The 7314-nt window shown below is 65.0% G+C and carries 11 protein-coding genes; 8 read left to right on the top strand and 3 right to left on the bottom strand.

The genetic code is table 11. From position 1 onward, the window contains the following. Positions 1-618 (bottom strand): hypothetical protein (locus C3B61_RS11345; protein ID WP_425266419.1); only part of this gene is annotated, 618 nt, incomplete at its 3' end. 137 nt (positions 619-755) lie between these two features. Between C3B61_RS11345 and C3B61_RS11340 the strand changes: the two genes are divergently transcribed. The 5 genes from C3B61_RS11340 to C3B61_RS11320 all read left to right on the top strand — a co-directional run bounded on the left by C3B61_RS11340 (position 756) and on the right by C3B61_RS11320 (position 4076). Then, a complete protein-coding gene (locus tag C3B61_RS11340; RefSeq protein WP_103460658.1) occupies positions 756-1460 on the top strand; it encodes a hypothetical protein in 705 nt (234 codons plus the stop codon). 105 nt (positions 1461-1565) lie between these two features. Next, positions 1566-1832: a flagellar FlbD family protein gene (locus tag C3B61_RS11335; protein WP_103460657.1), complete on the top strand. Its 267-nt coding sequence runs from the start codon at positions 1566-1568 to the stop codon at positions 1830-1832. Continuing rightward, positions 1833-2636, top strand: a complete 804-nt coding sequence (locus tag C3B61_RS11330) for a motility protein A (protein ID WP_103460656.1) — start codon at positions 1833-1835, stop codon at positions 2634-2636. It begins immediately after the preceding gene. Further along, positions 2633-3541, top strand: a complete 909-nt coding sequence (locus C3B61_RS11325) for an OmpA/MotB family protein (RefSeq protein ID WP_103460655.1) — start codon at positions 2633-2635, stop codon at positions 3539-3541. The genes C3B61_RS11330 and C3B61_RS11325 overlap by 4 nt, the downstream gene beginning before the upstream one ends. 94 nt (positions 3542-3635) lie before the next feature. Continuing rightward, on the top strand, positions 3636-4076 hold the full coding sequence (locus tag C3B61_RS11320; RefSeq protein ID WP_103460654.1) for a hypothetical protein: 441 nt from the start codon (positions 3636-3638) through the stop codon (positions 4074-4076). An 81-nt stretch (positions 4077-4157) separates the two neighbouring features. Here C3B61_RS11320 and C3B61_RS11315 read toward each other — a convergent pair whose 3' ends face one another. Further along, the gene (locus tag C3B61_RS11315; protein WP_133160283.1) at positions 4158-4712 is read right to left on the bottom strand and encodes a GNAT family N-acetyltransferase; all 555 of its coding nucleotides are present in this window, start codon (positions 4710-4712) and stop codon (positions 4158-4160) included. A 36-nt stretch (positions 4713-4748) separates the two neighbouring features. On the opposite strand from C3B61_RS11315, the gene C3B61_RS11310 reads away from it, so the two are divergent. Beyond that, positions 4749-5198: an SRPBCC family protein gene (locus C3B61_RS11310; RefSeq protein ID WP_103460652.1), complete on the top strand. Its 450-nt coding sequence runs from the start codon at positions 4749-4751 to the stop codon at positions 5196-5198. A gap of 57 nt (positions 5199-5255) precedes the next feature. Further along, positions 5256-5822 (top strand): GrpB family protein, encoded by a 567-nt coding sequence (locus C3B61_RS11305; protein WP_165791154.1) that lies wholly within the window; start codon positions 5256-5258, stop codon positions 5820-5822. A 49-nt stretch (positions 5823-5871) separates the two neighbouring features. Here C3B61_RS11305 and C3B61_RS11300 read toward each other — a convergent pair whose 3' ends face one another. Beyond that, a complete protein-coding gene (locus C3B61_RS11300) occupies positions 5872-6351 on the bottom strand; it encodes a MarR family winged helix-turn-helix transcriptional regulator (protein WP_103460650.1) in 480 nt (159 codons plus the stop codon). A 40-nt stretch (positions 6352-6391) separates the two neighbouring features. Here C3B61_RS11300 and C3B61_RS11295 point away from each other — a divergent pair, with 40 nt between their 5' ends. Continuing rightward, positions 6392-7306, top strand: coding sequence for an EamA family transporter (locus C3B61_RS11295; RefSeq protein WP_244285913.1), 915 nt, complete (start codon positions 6392-6394; stop codon positions 7304-7306). Positions 7307-7314: the final 8 nt, after the last annotated feature.

The raw sequence follows: 7314 nt of genomic DNA, 5'->3' as shown, positions 1-7314 counted from the left end.
CGGGCCGGTGACGACGGTATCGATGTCGCCCAGGCCGGTGCGTAGGGCGTGCGCGGCATCGATCGAGAGGGTTCCGCCGGTCACGGCGTGCGAGATCGGGGCGTGCCACGGCATCGGCGCCGGCAGCGGAACGACCGGAGCGACCCCGCCGTGGCCGTCGACCCCGTCGAGCCCATCAGGGATGTCCGGGTCCAGCGCCCCCTCGAGCAACCGGCGGGCCGCTTCGGCGTCGGTCGCGGCCGCCTGCGCTTGGGCGTCTTCGGCCTCGGCGAGCATCCGGCCCACCCCCACGAGCTTGCGGGACTCGACCTTGCTGGTGCCGGTCAGCTTCTGAATCAACCCCTCGGGATTCAAAAAGCCCTGCTGCGCAGCCAGACCGGACTGGCCCAGCTCCCACCGGGACCGCTGGGCCAGGGTCTTCGCCAGCCACGCCTTGCGGGTGTCGAGCTCGCGTTGGGCCCGGGCCAGGGTCTGCTGACCGGACAGGACAGCGGCATCCGTGAGCTTGTCGTAATCGACACTGCAAGAGCCCAGTCGGGCCACGTCGACCGCCGCATCCACCAGCCCATCGCCGCGGGAAGCGGCGAAGATGTCTGCGATACTCGACTGGTTTGTCATGCCCCGAATCTAGCCCGATTCCGAAACTTTGTGTGAGCAAAAGTCAACTTGTGGATAACCTCTTTTTTGGGCCATTCCTGGGCCCCGTGCGTTAGCTTGACCTCATGGACGCACGAGCGATCGGCTATGGGGGACACATGAGAACGGCAGCAGCCAGGGCCACGCGGGCCGGAGCCATCCTCGCCGCGGCTGCGCTCTGCCTGGGCGTTGCGCTGGCCCCGGCACCGGGCACCAGCGAGGCCAATGAAGCGGCGGCACCGTGGCGCGTCACCGAGCACGCCGGGGCAGGGCTCGCCACCGACCATGACGCCATCATGGCTCGGGAGATCTACCCCGGCCACACCCTTGCCGAGCTGAACTACTCGCCTCAAGAGCAGGAGTGGGCGCTCTACCAGAAGCCTCTGGGTGACGCCGCGAGTGTCATCGAGACCGAGTTCGCCGAAGACTACGCCTACTGCTACTTCGGAGAGTCGCACACCTTCACGATGGGCTTCGCCGGCGATGCGCCGGCCGGGGCGATCGCGGTGCTCGATGCTACCGGTCTGCCCTACACCACCATCGAAGGCCTCGGCTTCTCTGCGACCGAGTACCAGGCCGCCGCTGACGCCGTGACAAGCCAGGTCGTCGATGCACTCGACGAGGCGGGACTGAGATCGACTGCAGGATTCACGGTCGGGTCGGATCCCACCACTCAGCCCCGAGTCATCGTGGTGTCGATCATGGGTGACAACGCCGCAAGCCGCCAGGCGGGGATGGCCGCTGTCGGCGCACCCACGATCAGCGCGCCATTCTCGGTGACCGTCCTCGAAGGCGACGGGATGCCCACCGTGGTTGCGTTCTAGCCCGCACGGCTCCGGCTCACATCGCGGCCGCTAACGCAACGCAGTGAGCAGCCGACAGTGGTTGTCGACGGCTGCTGGAGTCGTCCGGGAACCAGGGACGGGTCCATGATCGTTGTAACCAGGCTGAACGACAGTCAGTTCGCGATCAATCCCGACCTCATCGAACGCATCCACGTCAACCCCGACACCACCCTCGTGATGGTGGATGGCGCCAAGTTCATCGTCACCGAGAACCTGGCCGAGGTCATCGAGAAGATCGCGGCCTACCGGGCGCACGTGATCGGCCTGGCCTACAGCGCCGGAGATGGTTCCGCCGGCGACCCCGACACCCGACCGGACGCCGTTGTCCCCCTGCGCCCCCGGAGAATATAGATGGATCCCGCAACCCTGATCGGCATCGTGCTCGCCTTCGGCGCGCTCTTCGCGATGATCACCATCGAGGGCTCGCACATCACCGCGATCCTGCTGCCCGCCCCGATCGTGCTGGTCTTCGGCGCCACCATCGCCGTCGGCATCGCCGGCGGAACCCTGCGCGACACCGTCAAGGCCATCAAGGCGCTTCCCGGTGCCTTCCTGGGTAAGACCACCCCGCCCCAGAAGCTCATCGACCAGGTCGTCGGTCTGGCCGAGAAGGCCCGCAGCTCCGGCCTGCTCGCCCTCGAGCAGGAGGCCGACACGATCACGGACCCGTTCCTGCGCGGCGCACTGCAGAACATCGCCGACGGCACCGACGGTGATGAGCTGCGCATCCTGCTCGAAGACGAGATCGCCACTCGCACCAAGGAGAGCCGTAACGCGGCCAAATTCTTCACCACCCTCGGCGGCTATGCCCCCACGGTCGGCATCATCGGCACCGTGATCTCGCTCACCCACGTTCTCGAGAACCTCGACACCCCGTCCACCCTCGGCCCGATGATCGCCGCCGCGTTCGTTGCGACGCTCTGGGGGCTCCTGTCCGCGAACTTCCTCTGGCTGCCGATCGGCAGCCGGCTGAAGAGGCTTTCCGACATCGAGGCTGAGCGGATGATCCTCCTCATGGAGGGCGCGCTGGCCGTGCAGGCCGGCAGTCAGCCACGCCTGCTCGGCGAGCGGTTGCAGGCCATGGTTCCGATGGCATCCGCCAAGGGCGCCAAGGCCGGAAAGTCGTCGTCCAAGCCGCTCAAGAAGGCCGCGTGAGCGGACGCGGCCGGGGCCGTGGTCGCGGACTCGAGGAGGAACACGAGGAGCACGTCGACGAGCGCTGGATGGCCTCGTACATGGACATGGTCACCGTGCTGATGTGCATGTTCATCGTGCTTTTCGCCATGTCGACGGTGGACCAGGCCAAGTTCGTGCAGTTGAAGAACTCGTTGGCGACGGGCTTCGGAGCGGTGGACGTGGGCAAGGTGGACACCGCGGAGGGCATCGTGGTGCCGGCCGACCTTGTCGACACCCCGGCGGTGAACCAGGATGTCGGTCTCACCGACCTCGATCTCGCGATAGCCGAGGTCAACGACCTCACCGCGGTGCAAGCGGCCATGCAGGCGGCGCTCAGCGCGGTCGGCCTCGACGCCCTCGTGGAGTACACCATCGACGAACGCGGCCTCTCGGTGGGCCTGATCGGCTCCGAGACCTTCTTCGAACCCAACGTCGCCACCCTCAGCGGCCAGGCGGTCTCGGTGCTCGACACCATCGGCCCGGTGCTGGCCGGCAGTCAGCGCGGGGTGTCGGTGGAGGGGCACGCCGACCGGCACGGCGTGACCATCAACTACCCGACCGACTGGGAGCTCTCCAGCGCCAGGGCCACCCAGGTGCTGCGGCACCTGGTGGAGCGCACCGGGGTGGCCCAGGACCGGATCGGCGCGATCGGATACGGTTCGGCCCGGCCGGTGGACACCGGTGACGACCTGGCCGCGATGGCCCGCAACCGGAGGGTCGACGTGGTGCTGCTCTCCAATCAGCCAGACAGCGTGCGTGCCCTGATCCCGTCGGTGCTCGACGGCACGGCCGTGCCCGACGAGACGGCGCCGGCCAAGAGCGTCCCGGCCAAGAGCGGCCACAAGACGGGCAGTGACAAACCCGTGGTCGGCTCCGGCCACTGAGGTCCCGGAATCCGCCGCCGGCCGGGCAGCGTCCGCCCAGGAACAGGCTTGCCCGGATAACCTTCAATTCCAGGCTCCGTCAGGAAGGTCTTTCATGGCCAACGACAAGACCATTCTGATGACCAGTGCTGGAGTTGAAGCGCTCCTCACGCTATCCCGGTCTGAAACCACGCTCTTCCCGTCCAACACGGCGATAGTGCTCGAAGCTACGGCCATTCCTTCCGCCGCGACACGGCAATTTGATGCTGTCTACGGGCGGGCCCTCAAGCGCTATCTCGACGCAGCGGCCCGCAAGGGGATTCGCTTCGCCGGAGCGCCTCCCTTATCCGGTGCACAGGTGCTGCTGGCGGAGATTCGAGTGACACCCCCAAGAGCAATGCGGACGATCGGACGAGAGATCCAAGGCAAGGGGGGGACGGGTACGGAATGGGTGGCTCGATGGACATGGGACCTCGCCGGGATTGAGTCCATCGACGGAGAGTTGCTGGTTCAGACAGCGGTCGATGCAATCACACTGCCCGTGCCCCGACGGTGAGGCTGGCAGCCGCAGCAGCACGATGGTCGAGACCCCTAGCGCGCAGCATATTCTCTCAGTGAGCACCGGTGAGACACATGTTCACAAGACGCGTCCGTAGATGACGACGTCCAGCCTGTCGGCGCCGATCGGCAACGCCTGACGAAGAACTCCCTCTCGTTCGAACCCGAGCCGTTCGGCAACGGCAGCGCTACGTCTATTACCCACCGCCGTTCGAATCTCAATGCGGCGAACAGCAACGGATTCCGCGTGCTCGATCATCCGGGCACAAGCGCGAGTCACTACCCCGCGCCCCTCTGCTTCTTCGTCGATCCAGTAGCCAAGCTCGGCAGTGTGCAGACACGCATCGATTCTCAGAGATACCGATCCGATGGCCGTGTCGCCGCGCAGGATCATGCCAGGCACTGCGGACCCTGTGGCGAACTGCTCGAGCTGGAATTGTGTATACGCCGCGGTTCCCTCCAGCGTCTGCTCGGTCTGAGCCCATGGCTCCCACTCGCGGAGTCGATCGAGGTTTTTGAGGGTGAGATCACGCATCTCCGTGACGCTGTCCGCGGTGCGCAATACCAGCGCATATCCCTCACCCAACTCACCGAAGTTCATTTCTCCAGCCTCCCGCACCGAGATCGAATTCACCAGGCACGTCTTCGCCGCGCTGATAGATTGTGCGCCATGTCGGTCTCGTTCGAATGCGCCACTGAGTCCGTGCTTGCTCCGGAACGCCTCTTCGATCTCGCACGGGACATCACCGCTCACACGGATTCCATGTCGGGTTTCCGGGAGACGGCGGTCGATGGTGTCCACAGTGGGTTGATCGGCCTCAACGAGGACGTCACCTGGCGTGCGTGGCACTTTGGGCTACCTCTGCGAATGACAAGTCGGATCACCGCCATGAGCTCGCCGCGAAGTTTCACCGACGAACAGACGCGCGGGCCGTTTCGCTACTTCACCCACGAGCACGTATTTCGCCCGCACGGAGAAGGCACTCTCATGATTGATCGGGTGTCGTTTGCGGCGCCCCTGGGGCTCCTCGGTCGGGTAGTCGAACGCTTGGTGCTCGCCAACTACATGCGGAAACTGATCGAGCAGAGAAACGCGTTTCTGCAGAAGATCGTCCGTTAGGTGTCCCGTGACCGAAGTGCGTCACGACCCCTGAATTTCGAGGGCGAGAATGTCTCTATGAGCAGAATGCGCAAGCCGCGGCGTCCCGATGTCACGACCGTCGAGCTCGTCGGGGGAGCCGAGGCGCTCAAACTCCAGCTCCACCCCTATGACGAGCGCTGGGCCGGCACCTATCTGGAACACCGGCGGCGGATCAGCGACGCTCCCACGGTAGGGGAGATCGGGATCCAGCACATCGGTTCCACCTCCGTCCCCGGCCTGGCAGCGAAGCCGATCATCGACATCGTGGTCACGGTGGACGACATCACCGCTGAAGAGGACTACCTGGATGCGCTGTTGGACGCCGGATACGAACTGAGGGTCCGCGAACCGAGACATCGCCTCGTGCGCACGCCGGCACGCGACGTGCATGTGCACCTCTTCGAACACGACGATCCTGCCGTGGACGGCTACCTCCTCCTGCGTGATCATCTCCGTACCGATACGGAAGACCGCTCCCTCTACGAGAACACCAAGAGGGAACTGCTCAGCAAACGGTGGGACGACATGAACGATTACGCCGACGCCAAGACTGAGGTCGTCATGGCTATCAAAGCGCGAGCGAGGGCAGCGCGCGGACGCTGATGCCGGGTCAGCAGGTCCGGAACGGGCCGAGGGGTTCCCGCCGGAACAGTCACTCCGAGGGGGCGAGTCGAGCCAAGAGATCAGCGAGGGTCTCCCGCTCGGTTGATGTGAACAGGGAAAGAATCCGCTCCTCGGCCGCGAGGTGATCGGGGAGAACCCTGTTCAGCAGCTCATGTCCGGGCTCCGTGAGCTGCACGAGTTTTCCTCGACCGTCATCGGAGCTGGGTTTCCGGGTGATGAATCCCGCGGCCTCCAGGCGGTTCAAACGCTGCGCTACGGCGCTGCTGGAGATCATGCTGCTTGCGGCCAGCGCTGCAGGGCTGATCCGATACGGTGCACCCTGACGCGCCAGAGTCGCCAGGACGTCGAAAGTGGCGGAATCGACGCCGTGCCTTGCAAAGGTCGCCGAAAGCCGCGCGTCCACTATCGCGGCTGCACGACTCAGACGTCCGATCACGGCCATCGGTGACGGATCCAGATCGGGTCGTTCAATGCGCCACTGCTCGATGATGTGGTCAACATGATCCATGAACTCAGCTTATAGCTAAGGACTTAGCTAGTATTGCTAAGTGCTTAGCAAACGAATGTCTCTCCTCCTGGTCACCGCTGCCGCGCCCGTGATGTGGGGCACGACGTATTACTCATCGACCACTTTTCTCATTGGGGGACACCCCCTCCTCACCGCCACTCTGCGCGCGCTTCCCGCGGGTGTCGTACTGCTCGGCGTCTCGCGCCAGCTGCCACACGGGGCGTGGTGGTGGAAATCGGCCGCACTGGGCATTCTCAATATCGGTGTCTTCTTTGCGCTGCTGTTCGTTGCGGCAGAACGGTTGCCCGGCGGTGTCGCTGCGGTCGTCGGCGGCATCCAGCCGCTGCTCATCGCGGTGCTCGCATCCGGCGTGCTCTCTGAGCGCGTGGGGAGCAGAGTGCTTGTCGCCGGTGCAGGAGGGTTCGCCGGGGTCGCGCTTATCGTGTTGCGCTCTCAGGCTGGCCTCGACCCCATCGGAGTGGCCGCTGCGATCGGGGGCGCGGTCTCGATGGCGATTGGAGTGGTGCTCACCAAGAAGTGGTCTGACGGTCAGTCGCCTTTGGTCACCACCGCGTGGCAACTGCTCGCCGGCGGGCTCTTCCTTGCACTGTTGACCACCGTCCTTGAGCCCCTCCCGGCGCTCGCCCCTTCGCTGAGCAACATCGCCGGCTACACGTATCTCTCGCTCGTCGGTACTGCGCTTGCCTACCTGCTCTGGTTTCGCGGCATCAAACTGCTGCCCACCCACATCCCGGCATTCCTCGGCCTGCTCAGCCCCATCGTCGCACTGACCATCGGGCTTGCCGCCGCCAACGAGACCCTGACCTGGATCCAGGGCGCAGGCGTCGCGCTCGTTTTCGCTTCCGTCACAACGGTCGTCAGTCCTTCCCGTTGCAGCCCGACGAAGCTACGAAAGAAACGGCTTTGGCATCGGCAATTTTGCCGACGCCGCTAACATCCGTT

Source organism: Cryobacterium zongtaii, from assembly GCF_002909375.1.
In the GTDB taxonomy this organism is placed as follows: Bacteria; Actinomycetota; Actinomycetes; order Actinomycetales; family Microbacteriaceae; genus Cryobacterium; species Cryobacterium zongtaii.
Note: the sequence above shows the minus strand (reverse complement) of the source record. Positions and strands in the feature narration are given on the sequence as shown.